This window comes from Blautia acetica (genome assembly GCF_038739805.1).
Classification (GTDB): Bacteria; Bacillota; Clostridia; order Lachnospirales; family Lachnospiraceae; genus Blautia.
The window spans coordinates 1-1,274 of record NZ_JBBEWO010000045.1; the positions used below are offsets into that span (position 1 = coordinate 1).

Here is a 1,274-nt window from a genome sequence, read left to right on the forward strand (position 1 = left end):
CTAGTATAACGAATATTAAATAATTGCTATATTAAATTGATACTGCTTCCTCTTCACTGATTTCATCCATTTTATACTTCCAGTGATAAACCACGGGTTCACGGTTCACTTCGTCAAAGTACTTGTAAATTCGTTCTTCCAACTCCTGTTTGGTTTTGACACGAATTCCTCGAAGCATCTGTCTGGTCATCTTGCTGAAGAAGCTTTCAATCATGTTTAACCATGAGCCATGTTTTGGTGTAAACACAAATTTAAAACGTCCCTTTGGCATAGTATCCAGAAAGCGCCGTGTTTCTTTGGAAGTATGTGCAGAATGATTATCCAGGATGATCCGAATGGTATCCTGTGATGGATATTTTTTGTCCAGTATCTTTAAAAACTCAATAAAATCAGAACTCTTATGGGTCTCACTTACTAACGGAATTGCTTCTCCAGTGAGTAAATCAATGCCAGCCAGTAAAGAGAGCGTTCCCAGACGTTTGTATTCTGCATCACGATATACTTCCCCATGTTCTGATGTCGGGCGTAAATCCGGTGCCGTATTGGAGATTGCCTGAATGCCCGGCTTCTCATCATACGATACCGTAATCGTCAGTTTATAATCGTCTGGAACAATGAGATCACCATTTTCATCAAACTGCATTTCAATCTGCTTATAAACCAACAGAACCTCATGCATTTTTGATTCAAAATCAGGATCCCGTTTTTCACAGTAATATTTGATTTTAAAGGGTTTCATATCCTGTTCCTTAAGAAATTTCTGGATATACGATTTGGTAACGGTTGAAAGCCTTGGATATCCCGCTTCTTCTGCATGTTTCTGAATGTATTTGTGGAGAGAGGTCAACGTCCACAATTCCTGTGCATAACCGAGTTCTGTCGGTCTCTGACACGCAATATGAATCATCCATGCTTTTGCATCATCAGTGATTTCCGATGGACGTCCAGGACGCTGAACATCAAACAGTGCAGCATCTAAACCGCCTTTCTGAAACTTCGAAATACAAAGGCGTACCGTTGCGGTACTAATGGCAAGTTTATCAGCAATTTGCTGGAATGTCATTCCATCGGCTTTATATAAAAGGATTCTGGCACGGTCCACAACTTGTGCCTGAATGGTTCTCTTTTTGGATAATGCTTTAAGGTAATCTCTGTCTTCATCTGACAGAGGAAGATATGTTTTTCTCATAGTGTTCATCCTTTCTTAGATAACACTATTTTACCATACATTATCCTCAAAATATATAGTAGAGATTTAATTTATTCTATACTAG

Annotated in this window: 1 protein-coding gene; it reads right to left on the minus strand. The window is 38.9% G+C overall.

Features of this window, described 5'->3' with window-relative positions:
• Positions 1-31: 31 nt before the first annotated feature.
• A complete protein-coding gene (locus WBS51_RS15090) occupies positions 32-1,189 on the minus strand; it encodes an IS630 family transposase (RefSeq protein ID WP_342694158.1) in 1,158 nt (385 codons plus the stop codon).
• Positions 1,190-1,274 lie beyond the last annotated feature (85 nt).